The organism is Serratia sp. PAMC26656 (assembly GCF_016469055.2).
In the GTDB taxonomy this organism is placed as follows: domain Bacteria; phylum Pseudomonadota; class Gammaproteobacteria; order Enterobacterales; family Enterobacteriaceae; genus Serratia; species Serratia plymuthica.
This window is the reverse complement of sequence record NZ_CP150486.1, coordinates 5,274,301-5,291,971: the sequence shown is the minus strand read 5'-3', so window position 1 is coordinate 5,291,971 and position 17,671 is coordinate 5,274,301. Positions and strand designations below refer to the sequence as shown.

Here is a 17,671-nt window from a genome sequence, read left to right as displayed (position 1 = left end):
GACAGAAGGCCGCCTCGCTGCGGCCTCGTCAGGGTTTTCTGCTCATCACGTAGTATTCCGCCGCTTCTTCATGCAGGCGACGAGTATGCCCCATTAACCAGGGATCGGTGAGGGTGACACCGTTGTGTATAAAGTCCTTGGTGTTACGCGTGGCCAGGGTAGCGCCGTAATGCAGGCATGTTGCGGCTATCTGATTATCAAGAATGCTGACGGTCGTGCCCCGACGGCGATTGGCACCCATTAATTCCGCATGCCATATGGCGCACTCGGCGTCAAAGGGCAAAATCCTTTCTACGAACTCTTCTTGCAGCATTGTGCTGAGATTGTTTTGCAATTCAGTCTGCTTTTTACCCTCGGGCATACAGGCAACGCCGGTATAGAGTTCTGCAACCACGATCGCGCTGAGATAAAATTCGTAGGTATCCTGCTCATCCAGCCATTTTAAAACATTGTAGTGAGGGGCTGGACGCAGTAGTTCAGAAACCACGTTAGTATCGAGAATGATCATACCTGGTCATCATCATCGTCAAAGGTGACAATGCGCGCCGGGGTTTTATCGCGCGGTGGGATCTCCAGCTCAACGCCACCCAACTCGGCAAAATGTTGATGGATACGCGTTCCCAGCCCATAGCGCGGTGGTTTTTTCACCAGAGCCTGCTTCAAAATCATGCGTGCTTCCTCCTCCATGGAGTGGCCGTTTTTCGCTGCCGAAATACGCAGCAATTCCTTTATGTCATCGTCCAGATTTCTGACGGTTATGGTAGCCATTGAAATCTCCTTTGCTGTCAATGATTGCACTGCATTATCATCTCGCTTGTCTGGCTAAAAAACAACCGTCAAAATAAAAAAAGGCGTGGAATCCACGCCTTAGCTGAAGCTGTAAAAAGAGAAGGTTACAGTTTTGGACCGGCGCTGACCAGCGCTGCGCCCGCAGGCGTATCGGTATACTTGTCGAAGTTGGTGATAAAACGCTCGGCCAGATCCTGCGCTTTTTCCTGCCACTGTTCAGGGTTGGCGTAGGTAGCGCGTGGATCCAGGATATCCGGGTTGACGCCCGGCAGTGAGGTCGGCATCGCCAGATCGAAGATTGGCAGAGTAATGGTTTCTGCTTTATCGATTTCACCGTTGAGGATGGCGTCAATAATGCCGCGAGTATCCTTGATGGAGATGCGTTTGCCGGTGCCGTTCCAGCCGGTGTTCACCAGGTAGGCTTGTGCGCCGGCGGCCAGCATGCGTTTTACCAGCACTTCAGCATACTGCGTTGGGTGCAGCGTCAGGAAAGCTGCGCCGAAGCAAGAGGAGAAGGTCGGTGTTGGCTCGGTCACACCGCGCTCGGTACCGGCCAGCTTGGCGGTGAAACCGGACAGGAAGTGGTACTGAGTCTGGTTCGCGGTCAGGCGAGAGACCGGTGGCAACACGCCGAAGGCGTCCGCAGTCAGGAAAATCACCTTGGTGGCATGACCCGCTTTGGAAACCGGTTTGACGATGTTGTGGATGTGGTAGATCGGGTAGGAAACGCGGGTGTTCTCGGTTTTTGAACCGTCGTTGAAATCTATGGTGCCGTCTGCCAACACGGCAACGTTTTCCAGCAACGCATCGCGCTTGATGGCGTGATAGATTTCCGGCTCGGCTTCTTCAGACAATTTGATGGTTTTGGCGTAGCAGCCACCTTCGAAGTTAAATACGCCGTCGTCATCCCAGCCGTGTTCGTCATCGCCAATCAACTGGCGTTTTGGATCGGTGGACAGAGTGGTTTTGCCGGTGCCGGACAGGCCGAAGAACACGGCCACGTCGCCTTTCTCACCCACGTTGGCCGAGCAGTGCATGGAAGCGATGCCTTTCAACGGCAGCAGGTAGTTCATTATCGAGAACATACCCTTTTTCATTTCGCCGCCGTACCAGGTGCCGCCAATCAGCTGCATGCGTTCGGTCAGGTTGAACGCGACGAAGTTTTCCGAGTTCAGACCCTGCTGCTGCCAGTTCGGGTTGGTGCACTTGGCGCCGTTCATCACCACGAAGTCCGGCTCGAAATCCTGTAACTCTTCGTCAGACGGGCGGATGAACATGTTTTTCACGAAGTGTGCCTGCCAGGCTACTTCAGTGATAAAGCGCACTTTCAGACGGGAGTCGGCGTTGGCGCCGCAGAAAGTATCTACTACAAACAGACGTTTGCCGGAGAGCTGCGTGGTGACCAGCTGTTTCAGGTCTGCCCAGATTTCAGGGCTGAGGGGTTTGTTGTCGTTTTTGCCTTTACCTTGATCGGCCCACCAGACGGTGTCGCGGGTGATGTCGTCACGGACGATGTATTTATCTTTCGGGGAACGGCCGGTAAAAATACCGGTGTCGACGGATACGGCGCCCAACTTGGTCACGACCCCACGTTCAAAACCCTCCAGAGACGGGTCTGTTTCTTCCTTGAACAGCAGTTCATAACTCGGGTTGTAAACGATTTCGCCGACGTTATGAATGCCATAAGCGGCCAGCTCCTGAGGGGTTATACCTTTAACACGCATGTCACTACTCCTTGGTCACAGAATTTCTGGCGCCAATTGTAGGGATTCAGCAGCGCGTAACCGCGATAGGTATCAAATAATTAACGTTTTAGGCGGTTTTTCGTTACGATCTGAGAGATAGTCCACGGAAAAAAGCAAGCGTGCAAACGGGGAAAACCGGCAGGTGCAGGGTGCACCCGCCGATGCGAGGTGTTACTTAGTGCAACTGTTCGCTTTCGCCGGTATTACCGGTGTACAGTGCTGCAACATCCACTGCGTCAAAGACATAGTGATTGCCGCAGTAGTCACAGTGCATATCGATATTGCCGTCCTGCTCCAGCATTTGAGCCACTTCTTCGGCCGGCAGCGTAATCAGGGCGTCAGCGCAACGCTGGCGTGAACAGGTGCAACGGAAGATCACGTCCTGCGGTTCGTAGAGGGTGACTTCTTCCTGATGGTACAGGCGATACAGCACCTCATTGGCCGGCAGGCCGAACAGTTCTTCGCTTTTCACCGTGTTGGTCAGTTGCACCAGATGATCGAAATCATCGGCATTGCCGTCTTGCGCCGGCAGTACCTGCAACAGCATACCGCCCGCAGCCGGTTTGCCCTCTGACTCGCCGGTACGAATGAACAGGCGGGTTGGCAACTGCTCGGACTGACGGAAGTAGGCTTCAAGGCATTCGGCCAGGGTTTCGCCTTCCAGCGCGACCACGCCCTGATAGCGTTCGCCTTCGGTAGGCGCGATGGTGATCACCATGACGCCGTTGCCAATCATCTGATGCAGCGTGCTGTCGTCAGCAATGTCGCTCTGTACGCGCGCCACGCCCCGCATTTCCTGGCGATTGTTGCCGTTAATCACCGCCAGCTTCAGTGGACCGTCGCCCTGCACTTGCACGGTGATGTCGCCGTCGAACTTCAGGGTTGCCGTCAGTAGGCTGGTGGCGACCAACAGTTCACCCAACAGCTTTTGTACCGGCGCCGGGTAGTCGTGATTGTTCAGTACCTGCTGATAGGTTTCGCTGACGGTAACCAGCTCACCGCGCACCGCGTAGTTTTCAAACAGGTAACGGTGCAATTGGTCATGGTTGGACATAGTTTTCTCTCATTGCGGTGAGGGCTTATTCCTGCTCACCAAATTTAAATTTAATCAGGTCGCGCCGCTCTTTCTTGTCCGGACGGCGGTCCGGGTGCGGCATGGTCAACGCATTCATCTTGCGCGCGATCGCCATTTTCTCTCGGTTGGCGATACTGGCCTCGGTTTCCTGATACATTTGCTGCGCCTCGTCGGCGCCGCGCCGTTGACCGGTGATGGCCAGCACGATCACTGTGCGTTCTTCATTGCCCTGGCGCAGTCTGATCTCTGCATTGATCTCGACAATTTTGCTCGGCTTGCCGCGTTGTCCGTTGTAGTGCACCTTGCCGCCGTCGATCATGTCCCGCGCCAGCGCGCGAGTCTTATAGAAACGAGCCGCCCAGAGCCATTTGTCCAGCCGGACCGCGTCGTCCCGCGTTGCTTTTTCTTTCATCGTTTGCCCTTTTCCAGCGCCGGTATCAACAGGCGGTAGTCGCGCATCGACGGATAGTGCCGGAAGGTTTTCTCCGCCATGCTGGAATCCGGGTTCTGTACGCCCAGGCAGTAGCGAATGCCAAAACTGCGGGCGGCGTCCAAAATAGGCTCGCCGTCATCGATAAACAGCGTGCGCTGCGGATCAAAACCGGTGTGCTGCTGAACGGCCTGCCACAAACGCTGATCTTCTTTCGGATAACCAAATGTGTGGGTGGAAAGCAATAAATCAAGGTGCCGATCCAAACCGGTATGCTCAATTTTTACCGCCAGGCTGTGCGGATGGGCATTGGTCAGCAAAATAGTCTGATGGCCAGCCGCGCGTAAGGCCTGTAAAAAGGGCTCGGTATCCTCGCGCAGACGGGCGCGGTTGCCCACTTCGCTGGTCATGCGATAAATGTCCAGATCGAGCCGTTCGCTCCAGTAATCGAAGCAGTACCAATTCATGGTGTGCTGCACCGCCACATATTCCTGATGAATAATCTGGCTTGCTTCGTCGAGCGGGATAGCGCGTTGCTCGCTTAATGCCTGTGGCACGAGACGCAGCCAAAAATGGCTGTCGAACTCCAGATCGAGCAGGGTGCCGTCCATATCCAGCAGGACGGTGTCGATCTCATGCCAGTCAAACTCGGGAACCATGAAAACTCCATAGGCGAACCGTCGGCGGTCCGCAGGATAAGGATAATAGCGTTAGCGTAGCATAAGCTGATGACAGGGCCGAAATCGGCGAGTGACTCAGGCCATCGGCCGCAATGACATTGGGGTGAGCTGCGGGTTAAAGCAACTTTCGTAGTAGCGCTGGATATCGGCGATACGGTGCTGGTTGAGGCGATAACGCTGCGCGAACCGCCAGGCGTTGTAACCCAGAATGACCATGACCGCCAGCAACAGCAGGCTGGTGCCCAGATAGCGCCACAGGGTGATCATATCCGGTTCGCTATGCAGCGCGATGTGGCGGGTGCCGTTGGCATCGACGCTGATGTTGGTGATGACGCCCTGGGCTTCGAATGGCGTATGCAACAACATGCCGGCAAGGCGTTGCAATTCATTCCACTGCTCAAGCGCATTGTATTCGTTTAACGGCACTGCCGGCTGTGGGTGGTTCACCAACTGTTTGCCTTCATCGCTGCTGATCAGGAAGCCACCCGGTGGCGGGCTGTTAAGCGCCGCTGCGGCCTGCCGGGTTTCGTTGTACACGAACGAGGAGGCGGCAACTTTGGTCAGGCTTTCCAGCGATTCGGCGCTCACCGGCCGGAGCAGGACGTTAACCCCTTGCAGCGAGCCTGATTTGGCTCGTTTCACCAGGGTATTCCAGTTTTTGACGTTGCCCAGGTTCACTAACGCATTCTTGAGCCGGACACAGTCATTTTCCGCTTGGCACAGATCCTGCGTTTTCAGCACGATACCGGAAAAATCATCCAGCAGTATCATGCCCGACTTTTCAATTGCGCTGGCCAGTTGCGGGTTGAGCTTCTGTTCGGCAACTTCAGGATGCAGCTGGGTATTCACTGCCGCCAGCAACGCCGAGGCCTTGTCGATGACTTCCGACTCCGGTTGCGGCAGCGGTGCGGCGGTGTTCCAGTAAATCCCCGAGCAATCGAAAGGCATAAAGTTGGAGGCGTTTGTGCCGTTGGTCAGCGGTGGCACATAACACATGCCGTTACCCTGGGCTTTCAACTGGTCCCCGATGCGCAAGGTTGTGCCTTCCAACGCTTGCACATTGGTCACCTCAATTTTTTGCGCGCCTTGCAGCCAGGCCGTGCTCAGCTTCAGCGGCAGGCTCAGCGGGATATAGGTCAGCAGTAACACCAGTATCAGCAACGAACTGGCCATCAGAACCGCGTTTTTGCCCCATTGCTGCAGCGGGAAGTTTTTCACCTCATCGTGCAGGGAAAGAAACCGCCCCTGACGCACCACCTGACGGTTAAGATAGATATCTACGTCGGTGGTTTTCCCCAGATCCTGGGTGATGTAAGGCTGCCAGTGCGGTGGGTAAATCAGATCGATGATACCGAGCGAGATGTTGCTTATCTGCCCCTGATTGGATTCGCCAAACAGTCCCCAACGTTTTGGGGTGCCACGCAGGCAGTGCACCTCTTTCAGTTCACGCGCGGCCGGCTGGCGGAACAGGTTCCAGCAGCCCCAGGCGATGGTCAGTACGGCGACGAAAATCATCCAGGGAATGACCAACACCGGGCTTATCAGGCTGAAAAACAGCAACAGCAGGGCGGCGGAGATGATGCCGGCTTCCTTGATGCCGTTCGGGCGATTCAGCGTGTGTTCTTCGGGGGTTTCCTTGCGGATGTTCACCAACTCGATGTGCTCGCTTTCTTCCTTGCGGATCGAGGCGTTTTTGGTTGGCGTTGCCGTCACTACCGGCGGTTGCGGCCGATCGTGGATATGATCTTTCAGCGAATGCCCATTGAGTGAAATGACCAGGGGCAGCGTCTGGGTTTTTATCACTTCAACGTGGTTATCGGCGCTGATGTATTGCTCCCAGAACGGCGGCAGATGCACTTCTTCGGCATCGAGATAATAGCGCCACTTATTGGGTTCATCGCTGGCCAGCCCATAGCGAGTAATGGCGTGGGTGACGGGATAAACGTTATCGCTCTGTGGGGTCAGCGCCAGTTTGGCGGAAGGCAGCGACGGGCTGCTGCCGGGCAACAGTTTGTTGCTGAGCATATTCTGCAGACTGAGATAATGTTCAACAGCCATGCGTTCTTCGCCGGACAGCTTGCGGTGCGTGGGTTTGATAAAGGGCAGGGCACGTGTCAGCATCGGCTGATTGCGGGCTTTAAACCAAAGATACAGGCCGGCGGCAATCAGGCAGGCAAGCACTAAGGCCAATATCAACGCTATTGTGCTCATGCTATCCCCATCTTGCACCCGTGAACCTCACCAACCTGATGAAACGTTGAATATTATACGGAGTAAACGGCCAGCAGGCACTTAGAACAATGAGGGAGGAACAGATTTTCTGTCGCGATCTCATTTATCGATGCAATATATCTGCTCGGTTGCCGTGTCTCCTCTACGCGATGATAGCAACCGGGGGCAGCAGTCGATATCGGCATTATCCTATTTTAATGCTCTCTTTTTGCTGAATGGGTACAGAAAATCGGCGGGTAGCTGGCTAGGCTTGTTAAAAAAAAGTAAATTACAGCTTGTGCTCGTTGCGACAAAGGTTCTCATTAACGCACAATGTGATCAAGATCGAATTTGGTCAGCGTTTGAGCGCATCTGCGCCACGCCAATCATTATTCTGGTTATCCGCGCCATCATCTCTGATGCTGTGGCGCACCGCCGGATAACTCATTTGAGGCAATCATGGATAAACACCTGCAAAAACCTAAAATTCTGAAAGTGGAAACGGTCGCACGTTCGCGTTTATTTAACGTTGAGTCGGTCGATCTGGAGTTCAGTAACGGTGTACGGCGGGTGTATGAGCGGATGCGACCTTCAGAAAGGGAAGCCGTGATGATTGTCCCGGTGATTGGCGACGACCTGCTGCTGATCCGCGAATATGCGGTGGGTACCGAATCTTACGAGCTGGGTTTCCCCAAAGGGTTGATCGACCCGGGAGAGGGCGTGCTGGAGGCGGCCAACCGCGAACTGATGGAAGAGGTGGGCTTTGGCGCCAAACGCTTCGATTTCCTCAGCCAACTGACCATGGCGCCGTCCTATTTTTCCAGCAAAATGAATATTGTGTTGGCGAACGATCTCTATCTGCAGAGCCTGGAAGGCGATGAGCCTGAACCCTTGCCGCAGGTGCGTTGGCCGATAGCCGACATGATGTCATTGCTGGCGGAGCCTGATTTCCGCGAGGCGCGCAATGTCAGTGCACTGTTCCTCACCGAGGCATTTCTACGCGGCTCGCGATAGACATAAATCCCCTATCTCCGTCGATAAAAAAAGGGCCAGATTTCTCTGGCCCTTTTCCATTAGAACAGCTCGTGGCTTTCGCCGCCGGGGTCCGTCAACGTAGTGCCGGTATCCCGCGTCGGGTAGCTTGTCGGCTGAGTACCTTCGATAAAGTATTCGGAGCGACTGCCGCCGCCGCCACCAGAAAGCTTGCCGCTGCTTTTGTCGATGGTGACGCTGATAATACCCGGTGGTGGGGTGACTTTTTGCTCAGGAATGCCTTCCAGCGCGATTTTCATAAAATCATCCCATGCCGGTTGCGCGCTTTTCGCACCGCCTTCACCGCCGGAGATTTGATCTTCGATGGCGCCGGAAGCCGTTGCACGGCCGAGGTCGCGGCGATGATCATCGAAACCAATCCAGACCGACGTGACGGTATCGGGGCCATAGCCGGAGAACCAGGCGTCTTTTGAACTGTTGGTGGTCCCGGTTTTACCGCCGATATCATGCCGCTTCAAATCGCGTCCGGCGCGCCAGGCTGTTCCCATCCAACCCGGTTCGCCAAAGATGTTGCTGTTCAGCGCATCGTGCATCAGGAACGCCAACTGGGTACTGATTACATGCGGCGCATATTGCAGATCGCCATCCTGCTGCACCTGAGCCGGCGTAACCTGTTCCAGTTGCGGCATCGGTACGTTACCGTTACCGCCTTCCTGCGACGTCGCGACGTTTTCGACGTTATCGTCGGAAAGTACGGCGGAACGGTGGGTATCGCCATAAATCACCGGCAGATTGCAGCTGTCGCAGACCACTTTGGGTCTGGTTTCAAACACGGTATTGCCGGTTTCATCTTCGATTTTGGTGATGAAATACGGGTCGACCAGATAACCGCCGTTCGCCAGTACCGCATAACCGCGCACCAGTTGCATCGGGGTGAACGAAGCCGAGCCCAGCGCCAGCGATTCGGTGTGCACGATGTTTTGCGCCGGGAAACCGAAACGTTGCAGATATTCCGCCGCGTAGTCGACACCCATTGCACGCATGGCGCGCACCATCACTACGTTCTTCGATTGTCCCAACCCCTGACGCAGGCGAATAGGGCCGTCGTAGGTTGGCGGTGAGTTCTTCGGCCGCCAGTCAGTACCGGCACCGGCATCCCAGCGGGTGACCGGCAGATCGTTCAGGATAGTGGCCAGGGTCAGGCCTTTGTCCATCGCTGCGGTGTACAGGAACGGCTTGATGTTGGAGCCGACCTGACGCAGCGCCTGGGTAACGCGGTTGAACTTGCTCTGATTGAAGTCAAACCCGCCGACCAGCGCTTTAACGGCGCCATCATTCGGGTTGATCGACACCAGCGCAGAGTTGACGTCCGGTACCTGTGACAGCCACCAGTTTTCATTCACCTTGCGTACCCACACCTGCTGGCCGGCCTGCACCACGTCGGTCACGCGTTTTGGCGTTGGGCCTTGCTGCGTGTCGGACTTGAACGGCCGCGCCCAGCGCATGGTGGCCATTGGCAAGGCAACATTGCTGCCATCGGACAGCATGGCCGTTGCTTCATCGGCGGCCGCTTGGGTGATGACTGCAGGCACCAGCGGGCCATAATTCGGCAGGTTTTTCAGTGAATCGACGATCTGTTTTTGATCCCAGGCCGCCTCACCTACTTTCCACAGCACGTTGGACGGGCCGCGGTAGCCATGACGCATGTCATAGGCCAGCACGTTGTTACGTACCGACTCCTGCGCCGCCAACTGCAACTTTTTGGTGACGGTGGTATAGACCTTGTAGCCGTCGGTATAGGCGTTCTCACCGTAACGCTTGATCATCTCCTGACGCACCATCTCGGAGAGATAGGGTGCGGAGAAGTTGATTTCCGGCGCATGGTAGTTGGCTACCAGATCTTCGCCACGGGCCTGATCGTACTGAGCCTGGGTGATGTAATGCTCGTCCAGCATGCGCGACAGCACCACATTGCGACGAGCCACGGCGCGATCGTGCGAGTAAAGCGGGTTGAAGGTTGATGGCGCCTTAGGCAAGCCGGCGATGGTTGCCATTTCGCTCAAGGTCAGTTGGCTGACGTCTTTGCCGAAGTAGACCTGCGCTGCAGCGCCCACGCCGTAAGCGCGGTAACCCAGGTAGATCTTGTTCAGATACAGCTCGAGGATTTCGTCTTTGGTCAGCATCTGTTCGATGCGTACCGCCAGGAAGGCTTCCTTGATCTTGCGCATCAGGGTGCGTTCCGGGCTTAAAAAGAAGTTTCTCGCCAACTGTTGGGTAATGGTACTCGCCCCCTGTGACGCATGGCCGGAGACCAGTGCAATAGAGGCGGCACGGAAGATACCGACCGGATCGACGCCGTGATGTTCATAGAAACGGCTGTCTTCGGTGGCGATAAACGCATGCACCATGACCGGCGGAATTTGGTTCAGCTTCAGCGGAATACGACGTTTTTCACCGTATTGGGCGATCAGTTCGCCATCGGCGCTGTAAACCTGCATCGGTATCTGCAGCCGTACGTCTTTCAGCGTTGCAACGTCAGGCAGCTGCGGCTCGACATATTTGTACAAGCCAAAAATCGAGGCTGCCCCCAACACGATGCAACACACTGCAAGGATTAGTAAATACTTTACGAACTTCACCTGAGATTTCCCATTTTCATGTCATTTGGGCAGTTTATAAACAACCGCGCGGTAGTATAAAGGCAAGCCTGCAACATGGATATGTTCTTTTATCATCTGACGATATGGAGGTCGGGCGAAATATGTTATCTCAAGCATGGCAGGTGGGGCTGGATATACAAAGTAACCGCATTTGCGCCCTGGCGGCACAGCGCCGCCGCAACGGTTGGCAACTGCGTCACTGGTGGCAGCAAACGTTGCCGCAAGCGGTGCTGCGCGAGGGGAGTCTCGAACAGCCCGAGGTGCTGACTCACGCGCTGCGGCAATGGCGGGTCCAGTTGCCAAGACATATTTGCTTACGCATTGCTTTGCCTGCCCAGCGAGTTTTGCAGCATCTGATGCCGATGCCGGATGCCAGGCTGAAAGAGCCGGCGCGCGGTGATTATATTACCCGTCAGGGCCTGAAGCAGTTCCCGCTGGATAGCCAGACGTTGGCGCTGGACTATCGCCAATCTCCACCTGACTCTGCCGCTTTGTTGCTCACCGCCGCGCGTCAGCAAGAGTTGCAGCAGTGGCTGCATTGTTTGCGTCAGGCCAATTTACGGCCGCAGGTGGTCGACATCACTCCTTGTGCCTTGCACATGATGGCATTTGCCGCAGGCGTACCGGCTGAAGCCGGTTTGCTGCACCGCCTCGATCGGGAGTGGCTATGGACCGCCCCGCGCCGCACGGCCTTTGCCTATGGCATTTTGCCGGAGGGCGATGCTAGCCAGGCGCTGGCGGCGATGCATGCAGCCTGCCCGTCAATCGGTGAGCATCCGATTTATTACAGCAGCGTGGTGGACGAGCCGCCTCCGCAGGGGTGTTTGCCATGGTCACCGTTCAGCGCGTTCAACCAATTGCGGCCCCCGTTGCCCCGATTGCCGGGGGCATTTGTGTTGGCCGGGGGGCTGGCGCTGCGCAGCGGGGACCGCTGATGTATCAGGTTAACCTTCTGCCCTGGCGCAGGCTGGCCCAGCGCCGCCGCTGTGCCTTCTGGTTACGAATTTTCGTATTGCAACTGGCGTTGATGCTGGCGGCAATGGCGGTTGTTTTTGTCCTGATGAGTTATCAACAAACACAGCGGCATGAGGCTTTGTCGGCGCTGTCCCGGCAACAGGCGGCGTTGGCGGAGCATTATCAGCGTCTCCAGCAGGCGATGGCGCGTTTGGCTCACTTAACCGCGCAGGCGGATCAGCAGGGGAAGAACCAGGTGCACAACCGGCGTTATCTGCAGCTGTTACAGCAGTTCTCGGTCATTCTTCCTGCGCCGATGTGGCTTACCTCCTTGGAAAGCAACGCACAAAATATCACGCTGCGGGGCCTCAGCCGCCGATATGGGGCTGTCATTCAGTTTGAGCAGCAGTTGGCGGCACTGCCGCTATTGCAGCGCTGCCGGCTGGCGGACGTGGTACAGCGCCAGGATGGCCTGTTTTCATTCACTCTGATGGCGCAATGGGGGCTGAATGGATAAGCCGTTGCCGCTCTGGACAAGGCACTGGCTGAACCTGCCGGGTTGGAAGGTGCTGGTTGCGCAAGGATTGGTGTTGGGCTGCCTGGCTTTGCTGTTCGGCATATTTTTTCTGCACGGCAAATGGCAGCAGCGGGAGCGCACATTGGCGGAGCAACAGCGTCTGATTGAGCAGATTGAGCCGTTAAGACAGCAACTGGCCCAGATGCCAACGTTGGAGGAGATTAATCTTCGCCTGCAGCAGAATACGCTCAAGCCCGCCGCTCATGGCGATTTGACGCAAGTGCTGCAGTTGGCGGGTGCTGCATTGCAACGCTGGCAGCAGCAGGAGAAACCCCAGCGTCAAACCCTGAGCATTCATATGCATTACGGCGGTTTACTACTGCTGTTGGAGGCGTTGCCTCCCGCATTTCGCATCGATCACATGACCCTTGAAGCGCAGGGTGAAGGGCTGACAGCGCACTTCGCTTTACTCGATGCACCGGCAGACGTCATTCCGGTAAACGCAGATGAATAAAAAAGGTTACGGGGTTTGGTGGCTGTTGCTGCCGTGGGCGTTGATGGCGCAACCGCGCAATCCCTTTATGCCGCCACCCGTGTCTGATTGCCTGACGCAGAGAGAATCGCCGGCAAACTGGCTTTTGAAGGGCACCGTCGGGCAGGCAGCGTCGCGCCATGCCTGGGTGGTCACGCCCGCAGGGCAGTGGTTGCGTTTAGCGTCTCGGCAAAGCCTGCTGGGCGGGCGCTGGCGAGTGGAACAGGTGTTTGAGGGGCGGTTGGTGTTGAAAGCAGGTCCTGAAGATCCGGCTTGTCCGGCGGCTGACAATACCCTGGTGCTGACATTGGGAAACCATAAGGAAGAAAAAAAATGAAAGGAGGCACTTGGCTGGGCGCGGTGTTGTGGGGTATTGCTGCCGCCGGCATGGCGACACAGAACAAGGAACCGATATCGATGGCGTTTCAGGACGCCCCGGTAACCCTGGTATTGCAGGCGCTGGCGGATTATCAACAACTCAATGTGGTCACCGCGACTGGCGTGGGCGGCAACCTGACGTTGCGGTTGGATAACGTGCCCTGGCAGCAAGCGCTGGCGGTGATCCTGCGTATGGGAAAACTGTCGATGACGCTGGAAGGCAACGTCATGATGGTGTTTCCCGAACCGGATGAACAGGAAAAACAACGACAACTGTTGGCTTTGGCACAAAAGCAGCCGCTGCAAAGCGTAACCTTGACGTTAAATCATGCAGATGCGGTTGAGATTGCCGAAAATCTGAATGCCCAGGGCAGTATTTTGCTGAGCGAGCGCGGCAGCGTGGTGGCGGATAAACGCACTAATGCGTTGCTGATCCGCGATACCGCCTCGGTCGTGGCGTTATTAACCAAACGCATTGCGGAAATGGATGCGCCATTGGCGCAGGTACAGCTGGCGGCGCATATCGTCACCATCAACAGTGAGAGTTTGCGCGAGCTCGGCGTGCGTTGGGGTTTGGCCCCGGATGAAGGTGCAGCAAAGCCATTGCGGATGGGGGACTTTAACGTGAGTCTGCCGCTGGGGAGTAGCGCGGTCAATGCCGGTTTCCACCTGGCGCGCATCGGCGGGCGTCTGCTGGACCTTGAGTTAATGGCGCTCGAGCAAGAGAACCAGGTAGAAATCATCGCCAGCCCGCGTTTGCTGACTGCGCATCAGCAAACCGCCAGCATTAAACAGGGAACGGAAATCCCCTATGAGGTGAGTAGCGGCAACAGCGGGGCGACATCAATGGAGTTCAAGGAAGCGGTGCTGGGCATGGAAGTGACGCCGAAAATTTTGCCGAACGGCCGCATTACTCTGACGCTGACAATCAGCCAGAACATGCCTGGGCGTTCAATCACCCGGGCAGCCGGCGAGGCGCTGGCGATCGATAAGCAGGAGATCAAAACCCAGGTGACGGTGAAAGACGGTGAAACCATTGTATTGGGCGGCGTATTTCAGCGCCAGAGCGCTCAGGGGGCGGACAAGGTACCGGGGCTCGGGGATATTCCACTGCTGGGTTCCTTGTTCAAACAGAGCACCAAACAGCATAAACGACGCGAGCTGGTGATATTCATTACTCCGACATTGATTAAGGCATGAGCAGCAAGCTGTCAGGTTCGGTGGAAATCGCCTAAAGTTGATGAGCAGATGCACTTTTTTCTCACCTTGGGGGCATCTGCGTTTGACGCTGCGGCCGATTTAGCTTACAAGGGTTACCGAATTGAGCACCGAGGTTTTTTGTTAACGCCAAGACGCCGTTAAAAACGTATGGTTTCCCTCCTGCGGCGTGGATTGCGATTTATTCGGTTGCCAAACTACCAAGAGTGTTGAGATAATTTTCCGTCTGATCTCGCACTATCGCTCATGAGGTTTCAGTTTAGGTCCCGCCGCTGATTTGATTGGCGGGGCGGGTTAACATTAACGAATAGTCTTAGTAATACCAAAAACATGGCAGAGAAACGCAATATCTTTCTGGTTGGGCCTATGGGTGCCGGCAAAAGCACTATTGGCCGTCAGTTAGCTCAGCAACTCAATATGGAGTTCTTCGACTCCGATCAAGAAATTGAGCGACGTACCGGAGCTGACGTGGGCTGGGTATTCGACGTGGAAGGTGAAGAAGGTTTCCGCGATCGTGAAGAAAAAGTCATTAATGAACTGACGGAAAAGCAAGGGATTGTGCTGGCTACCGGCGGTGGTTCGGTTAAATCGCGTGAAACGCGTAACCGTCTGTCGGCGCGCGGTGTCGTGGTTTATTTGGAAACCACCATCGAGAAGCAGTTGGCCCGCACTCAGCGCGACAAAAAGCGTCCGTTGCTGCAGGTTGATTCTCCTCCGCGCGAAGTGCTGGAAGCGTTGGCGAAAGAGCGCAATCCGTTATACGAAGAAATTGCAGATGTCACCATCCGCACCGACGATCAAAGCGCTAAAGTGGTTGCCAACCAGATTATCAATATGCTGGAAAGCAACTGATTGCGGTTTCCGTGTTCGCCACGGCAAATGCGGAAAGACTGATTGTGTTCCCCGCAACAGCGGGGATAAACCACACATTGAGAACTGAGCGCGACATGGAGAGAATTACCGTAACGCTTGGGGAGCGCAGCTACCCGATTACCATAGCCGCCGGATTGTTTAACGATCCGGCTTCTTTTATGCCGCTAAAGGCGGGTGAACAGGTCATGCTGGTCACCAACCAAACCTTGGCGCCGCTCTATCTGGACCGGGTCCGGAAGGTGCTTGAGCAGGCGGGCGTAATGGTGGATCAGGTGATTCTGCCTGATGGCGAACAGTATAAATCCCTTGCCGTGCTTGAGCAGGTGTTCTCGGCGCTGCTGCAAAAGCCTCACGGTCGCGATACCACTTTGATCGCGCTCGGCGGCGGCGTGGTGGGCGATCTTACCGGTTTTGCCGCGGCTTGCTATCAGCGCGGTGTCCGCTTTATTCAGGTTCCTACCACCTTGCTTTCGCAGGTGGACTCTTCCGTTGGCGGTAAAACCGCCGTCAATCATCCGCTCGGTAAAAACATGATCGGCGCATTCTATCAGCCTGCTTCAGTGGTGGTTGATCTGGACTGCCTGAAAACCTTACCGGCGCGTGAGCTCTCCTCTGGCCTGGCTGAAGTGATCAAGTACGGGATCATTCTCGACAGTGATTTCTTCGTCTGGCTGGAAAACAACATCGATGCGTTGGTTGCGCTGGATATGACAGCCCTGGGCTATTGTATCCGCCGTTGCTGTGAGCTGAAGGCCGAGGTGGTTGCCGCTGATGAACGCGAAAGCGGTCTGCGCGCGCTGCTGAATCTGGGCCATACTTATGGCCATGCGATTGAAGCAGAAATGGGCTATGGTGTATGGCTGCACGGTGAAGCCGTTGCTGCCGGCATGATGATGGCGGCGGAAACCGCGCATCGTCTCGGCCAGTTCTCCGCCGACGATATTGAACGCATTAAAACACTGTTGTTGCGCGCTGGTTTACCGGTGTGCGGGCCGCAGGAAATGGCGCCGGAATCTTATTTGCCGCACATGATGCGCGACAAGAAAGTGTTGGCCGGCGAACTGCGTCTGGTACTGCCGACGGCCATTGGTCAGGCGGAAGTTCGTGGCGGAGTTGGGCATGATGTGGTGCTTGCTTCTATCGCAGCTTGCTTGCCTGAACGGAATGCCTGAGTAAATCGGACGAAGTAACAGTGGTTTAGCCGCTGTTTACATCTATATTAATAATGTGCAAAGCATGACTGATGTCGCTTTGCCATCATCGGGTTAATCTGCCCGTACCACGGTAGGTCTACGGTGGTGGGCTTTTGCCTCTAGTTGGAGGGTTTCAGATGGATGAGTTTAAACCGGAAGACGATCTCAGACCTGATAGCAGCGATCGTCGTCCTGCACGTTCGCGTAAACCAGCTCCGGGACCACGCTTCGCCGTTTCGCGTCAGCACCTGATGATTGGCATCGGTATTCTGGTGCTGCTGTTGCTGATTGTCGGCATCGGCTCGGCGTTGAAGGCGCCTACCAAGCATGAAGCGACACAGGAAGCCGCGCAAAACGGCGCGGCCAAAGACATCAACCTGTCCGGTTCTTCGTCGCTGACCGCCGGTAATACCGGTGTTCCAGGCGGCACGACCGATACCAATGACAATAACGGCGTGAGCAGCACTTCTGCGCAACAGCCGCAAAACGTCAGCGTTCCACCGATCTCCAGCACGCCGACAGAAGCGCAACCGCAGCCGGCGCAAGATGGCGCGCAGCAGCGTGTCGATCTGCCGGGCAATATGTCGGATGCGTTATCCGCCCAGCAGGGCCAGGTTGACGCGGCGACGCAGGGCATGAGTGGCCCGGCTTCGACGCTGCCTACGGCTCCGGCCACCCTGATGAACGGCGCCGCCGCTACCGTAGCGAAAGAAGCAACGCGCCCGGTTCAGAGCACTGGGTCACAGCAACATAAGACACCGGCAAAAACCGTCAGTAAACCGGCGACGACGCAGCAGCATAAAGCGCCAACCACGGTGTATACCCCGGCTCCTTCCGCCAAACCGGGAGCGGCAAGCAGCAAAACGGGCACGACGAGCGCCAAAGCGGACACGACAGGTGCCAAGGCGGGCGTTGTTAGCGGCAGCGGCAGTTCGCTGCAGTCTGCCCCGGCCAGCCACTATACCCTGCAGTTGAGCAGCGCTTCGCGTTCCGATACGTTGAACGCCTACGCCAAGCAGCAGAAACTGCAGAATTATCAGGTGTACGCGACCCAGCGTGACGGTAAAGCATGGTACGTGCTGGTGAGCGGTAATTACGCCTCTGCGGCTGAAGCCAAGCGCGCAATCGCGACGCTGCCGGCGGATGTTCAGGCGAAAAAGCCATGGGCCAAGCCTGTACGTCAGGTTCAGCAGGACCTGAAAAAGTAACCCAATAGATTTCAAGCTGCAGTCAGGGCATGGATTTCATGCATTGTAGGGATGTAGATGCTGCGGCCGTAGTAAGCGGGGCGAAGATTTTTGCCTCTACGGTGATGGGGGTGGCAAGTTTGCCGTGAGCAGATTTGCCCGCCCCCTGCGGTGGCTCCGAGAGGGGTAGGCCCATGGACAGGCCAAATAACTGCACGCAGTCGACATTGCTGCAG

At 56.0% G+C, this 17,671-nt stretch carries 17 protein-coding genes; 9 read left to right on the top strand and 8 right to left on the bottom strand.

The window, feature by feature from the left end:
* Positions 1-28 precede the first annotated feature (28 nt).
* The 7 genes from JEM67_RS25845 to JEM67_RS25815 all read right to left on the bottom strand — a co-directional run bounded on the left by JEM67_RS25845 (position 29) and on the right by JEM67_RS25815 (position 6,930).
* Positions 29-508, bottom strand: a complete 480-nt coding sequence (locus JEM67_RS25845; RefSeq protein ID WP_199638554.1) for a type II toxin-antitoxin system VapC family toxin — start codon at positions 506-508, stop codon at positions 29-31.
* Complete coding sequence (locus tag JEM67_RS25840; protein WP_013814845.1) at positions 505-768, bottom strand: FitA-like ribbon-helix-helix domain-containing protein; 264 nt, start codon at positions 766-768, stop codon at positions 505-507. The genes JEM67_RS25845 and JEM67_RS25840 overlap by 4 nt, the downstream gene beginning before the upstream one ends.
* A gap of 125 nt (positions 769-893) precedes the next feature.
* Positions 894-2,513 (bottom strand): phosphoenolpyruvate carboxykinase (ATP), encoded by a 1,620-nt coding sequence (gene pckA, locus JEM67_RS25835; protein WP_013814844.1) that lies wholly within the window; start codon positions 2,511-2,513, stop codon positions 894-896.
* Between the two features lie 196 nt (positions 2,514-2,709).
* On the bottom strand, positions 2,710-3,588 hold the full coding sequence (gene hslO, locus JEM67_RS25830) for an Hsp33 family molecular chaperone HslO (RefSeq protein ID WP_004951344.1): 879 nt from the start codon (positions 3,586-3,588) through the stop codon (positions 2,710-2,712).
* Between the two features lie 25 nt (positions 3,589-3,613).
* On the bottom strand, positions 3,614-4,021 hold the full coding sequence (hslR, locus tag JEM67_RS25825; RefSeq protein WP_199638552.1) for a ribosome-associated heat shock protein Hsp15: 408 nt from the start codon (positions 4,019-4,021) through the stop codon (positions 3,614-3,616).
* Positions 4,018-4,698 (bottom strand): GMP/IMP nucleotidase, encoded by a 681-nt coding sequence (yrfG, locus tag JEM67_RS25820; protein WP_013814842.1) that lies wholly within the window; start codon positions 4,696-4,698, stop codon positions 4,018-4,020. Before yrfG ends, hslR begins: the two co-directional genes overlap by 4 nt.
* Before the next feature lie 96 nt (positions 4,699-4,794).
* A complete protein-coding gene (locus JEM67_RS25815) occupies positions 4,795-6,930 on the bottom strand; it encodes an intracellular growth attenuator family protein (protein WP_199638550.1) in 2,136 nt (711 codons plus the stop codon).
* A 459-nt stretch (positions 6,931-7,389) separates the two neighbouring features.
* On the opposite strand from JEM67_RS25815, the gene nudE reads away from it, so the two are divergent.
* Positions 7,390-7,944, top strand: coding sequence for an ADP compounds hydrolase NudE (nudE, locus tag JEM67_RS25810; RefSeq protein ID WP_004951335.1), 555 nt, complete (start codon positions 7,390-7,392; stop codon positions 7,942-7,944).
* A 59-nt stretch (positions 7,945-8,003) separates the two neighbouring features.
* Here the strand turns inward: nudE and mrcA are convergent, their stop codons facing one another.
* The gene (gene mrcA, locus JEM67_RS25805; RefSeq protein WP_013814839.1) at positions 8,004-10,562 is read right to left on the bottom strand and encodes a peptidoglycan glycosyltransferase/peptidoglycan DD-transpeptidase MrcA; all 2,559 of its coding nucleotides are present in this window, start codon (positions 10,560-10,562) and stop codon (positions 8,004-8,006) included.
* Between the two features lie 122 nt (positions 10,563-10,684).
* Between mrcA and pilM the strand changes: the two genes are divergently transcribed.
* The 8 genes from pilM (at position 10,685) to damX (ending at position 17,456) form a co-directional block, all read left to right on the top strand.
* Positions 10,685-11,518 (top strand): type IV pilus biogenesis protein PilM, encoded by an 834-nt coding sequence (gene pilM / locus JEM67_RS25800; RefSeq protein WP_013814838.1) that lies wholly within the window; start codon positions 10,685-10,687, stop codon positions 11,516-11,518.
* A complete protein-coding gene (locus JEM67_RS25795) occupies positions 11,518-12,054 on the top strand; it encodes a PilN domain-containing protein (RefSeq protein ID WP_199638548.1) in 537 nt (178 codons plus the stop codon). Before pilM ends, JEM67_RS25795 begins: the two co-directional genes overlap by 1 nt.
* Positions 12,047-12,568 (top strand): hypothetical protein, encoded by a 522-nt coding sequence (locus tag JEM67_RS25790; RefSeq protein ID WP_199638546.1) that lies wholly within the window; start codon positions 12,047-12,049, stop codon positions 12,566-12,568. The genes JEM67_RS25795 and JEM67_RS25790 overlap by 8 nt, the downstream gene beginning before the upstream one ends.
* Positions 12,561-12,923: a DNA utilization family protein gene (locus JEM67_RS25785; RefSeq protein ID WP_199638544.1), complete on the top strand. Its 363-nt coding sequence runs from the start codon at positions 12,561-12,563 to the stop codon at positions 12,921-12,923. Before JEM67_RS25790 ends, JEM67_RS25785 begins: the two co-directional genes overlap by 8 nt.
* Positions 12,920-14,164, top strand: coding sequence for a DNA uptake porin HofQ (hofQ, locus tag JEM67_RS25780; protein ID WP_199638542.1), 1,245 nt, complete (start codon positions 12,920-12,922; stop codon positions 14,162-14,164). Before JEM67_RS25785 ends, hofQ begins: the two co-directional genes overlap by 4 nt.
* A 348-nt stretch (positions 14,165-14,512) precedes the next feature.
* Complete coding sequence (gene aroK / locus JEM67_RS25775) at positions 14,513-15,034, top strand: shikimate kinase AroK (protein WP_004391482.1); 522 nt, start codon at positions 14,513-14,515, stop codon at positions 15,032-15,034.
* Between the two features lie 95 nt (positions 15,035-15,129).
* Positions 15,130-16,227 carry a 3-dehydroquinate synthase gene (aroB, locus tag JEM67_RS25770; RefSeq protein WP_199638540.1) on the top strand — a complete coding sequence of 366 codons (1,098 nt, stop codon included), beginning with the start codon at positions 15,130-15,132 and terminating at the stop codon, positions 16,225-16,227.
* Between the two features lie 158 nt (positions 16,228-16,385).
* Positions 16,386-17,456, top strand: coding sequence for a cell division protein DamX (gene damX / locus JEM67_RS25765; protein ID WP_199638538.1), 1,071 nt, complete (start codon positions 16,386-16,388; stop codon positions 17,454-17,456).
* Positions 17,457-17,671: the final 215 nt, after the last annotated feature.

What these genes read in the sequence shown, in the direction of transcription:
- yrfG (WP_013814842.1), bottom strand. Translation starts at nt 4,698, where the DNA reads ATGGTTCCCGAGTTTGACTGGCATGAGATCGACACCGTCCTGCTGGAT.
- damX (WP_199638538.1), top strand. Translation starts at nt 16,386, where the DNA reads ATGGATGAGTTTAAACCGGAAGACGATCTCAGACCTGATAGCAGCGAT.
- pilM (WP_013814838.1), top strand. Translation starts at nt 10,685, where the DNA reads ATGTTATCTCAAGCATGGCAGGTGGGGCTGGATATACAAAGTAACCGC.
- JEM67_RS25845 (WP_199638554.1), bottom strand. Translation starts at nt 508, where the DNA reads ATGATCATTCTCGATACTAACGTGGTTTCTGAACTACTGCGTCCAGCC.
- JEM67_RS25785 (WP_199638544.1), top strand. Translation starts at nt 12,561, where the DNA reads ATGAATAAAAAAGGTTACGGGGTTTGGTGGCTGTTGCTGCCGTGGGCG.
- hofQ (WP_199638542.1), top strand. Translation starts at nt 12,920, where the DNA reads ATGAAAGGAGGCACTTGGCTGGGCGCGGTGTTGTGGGGTATTGCTGCC.
- JEM67_RS25815 (WP_199638550.1), bottom strand. Translation starts at nt 6,930, where the DNA reads ATGAGCACAATAGCGTTGATATTGGCCTTAGTGCTTGCCTGCCTGATT.
- nudE (WP_004951335.1), top strand. Translation starts at nt 7,390, where the DNA reads ATGGATAAACACCTGCAAAAACCTAAAATTCTGAAAGTGGAAACGGTC.
- pckA (WP_013814844.1), bottom strand. Translation starts at nt 2,513, where the DNA reads ATGCGTGTTAAAGGTATAACCCCTCAGGAGCTGGCCGCTTATGGCATT.
- aroB (WP_199638540.1), top strand. Translation starts at nt 15,130, where the DNA reads ATGGAGAGAATTACCGTAACGCTTGGGGAGCGCAGCTACCCGATTACC.
- JEM67_RS25790 (WP_199638546.1), top strand. Translation starts at nt 12,047, where the DNA reads ATGGATAAGCCGTTGCCGCTCTGGACAAGGCACTGGCTGAACCTGCCG.
- JEM67_RS25795 (WP_199638548.1), top strand. Translation starts at nt 11,518, where the DNA reads ATGTATCAGGTTAACCTTCTGCCCTGGCGCAGGCTGGCCCAGCGCCGC.
- hslR (WP_199638552.1), bottom strand. Translation starts at nt 4,021, where the DNA reads ATGAAAGAAAAAGCAACGCGGGACGACGCGGTCCGGCTGGACAAATGG.
- JEM67_RS25840 (WP_013814845.1), bottom strand. Translation starts at nt 768, where the DNA reads ATGGCTACCATAACCGTCAGAAATCTGGACGATGACATAAAGGAATTG.
- aroK (WP_004391482.1), top strand. Translation starts at nt 14,513, where the DNA reads ATGGCAGAGAAACGCAATATCTTTCTGGTTGGGCCTATGGGTGCCGGC.
- hslO (WP_004951344.1), bottom strand. Translation starts at nt 3,588, where the DNA reads ATGTCCAACCATGACCAATTGCACCGTTACCTGTTTGAAAACTACGCG.